Here is a 1,237-nt window from a genome sequence, read left to right as displayed (position 1 = left end):
TGAAAACACCATTGAAATCTGAACCCTTATGGTTTGGACATCAATGGTGTTTTATTATAATCCTAGTGTTAACGCGGTTTTTGAAGACTGATTTTTCTTTTTTATGCTTGGACGAAAAAGAAGAAAAATACAAATTTTCGGAAAAAACGTTTAAAACGAATATTTATGAACCGATTTGTCTATCTGATGATTCTGGTAAATCTGCATGTTTTAAGGCATATTCCTGTTCTTTCTGCTCTGGAGTCTTGTATTTGAGCTTTGCATGCGGACGCTTTGTGTTATAAAAGATGACATATTTGTCTACCGCATGATAGAAGTCTTTTTCCGATTTATATTTTGTCCGGTATAATTCTTCTCTCTTCATGGAAGAAAAGAAGGATTCCACGACAGAGTTATCATACGGAACATATGGACGGGAAAAGGAATGGGTAATACCTAGAGATCTTAAATAATCCGCCATTGTTTTAGATGTGTAATTCAACCCTCTGTCGGTATGGAAAATTAAATCAGTATTCGGTTGTCTTTTTAAATATACTTGTCGAAAAGTTGACTTAACCAGCTGTGTACTATTTTTCTTCCCTATTTTATAACCAATAACTAAACGGGCATATAGATCCATCACTACACAAATATAAAAAGCTTTATCATGAAATTTGAAATATGTAACATCACTGGCCCATACCTCATTGGGGGCATGTGGATTGAACTCCTGATTGAGATAATTTTTATGCTTACGCTTTTCTTCCTCATATAATTTCTTTGCTACCTGACGGATGCTGCTGATTCCCATATCCCGCATGAGAGTACGAACCATTTCTTCGCTTACTTTGACACCTTCGTTACGCATAACAGCGGCAATTTTCCTTGCGCCGAAGATTTGATTGTTTTCGTCATAGATTTCTTGTATTCGTATACGCAGTTCTTCTTTGCGTTTAGAATACCAAGTATTATCTTTCTTGTTACGAAAGATGTGGTTATAGAAGGTACCTCTTGGAATAGCTAATGCTTCACAAATCATATGAACACTATATTTGCCATACAATTTCTCGGCGGCATAAAGCTTATCCTTTAATGGTGACCGGGCTGTGCAGGAAACCGACTGAAGGATTTTAACGATACCTTCTAAACGAGCAACCTTATTTTCAAGCAGATGAAAGTTGCGAATGTTAACAGGTTTTCGTTTGTTGTTTTCTTGCTCTTCTCGATATGTTTTTAGCCAACTATAAAAAGTACTTTT

The 1,237-nt window shown here is 35.9% G+C and carries 1 protein-coding gene; it reads right to left on the bottom strand.

Annotation, left to right across the window (positions count from 1 at the left end; all coding sequences use genetic code 11):
- Positions 1 to 163: 163 nt before the first annotated feature.
- On the bottom strand, positions 164 to 1,237 hold a 1,074-nt coding region (locus H8693_RS10630; RefSeq protein WP_249280938.1), incomplete at its 5' end, for an IS3 family transposase.

Origin of the sequence: Guopingia tenuis (assembly GCF_014384805.1) — a bacterium.
Classification (GTDB): Bacteria; Bacillota; Clostridia; order Christensenellales; family Christensenellaceae; genus Guopingia; species Guopingia tenuis.
The sequence above is the reverse complement of the archived record's forward strand: the minus strand, read 5'-3'. Positions and strand labels throughout refer to the sequence as shown.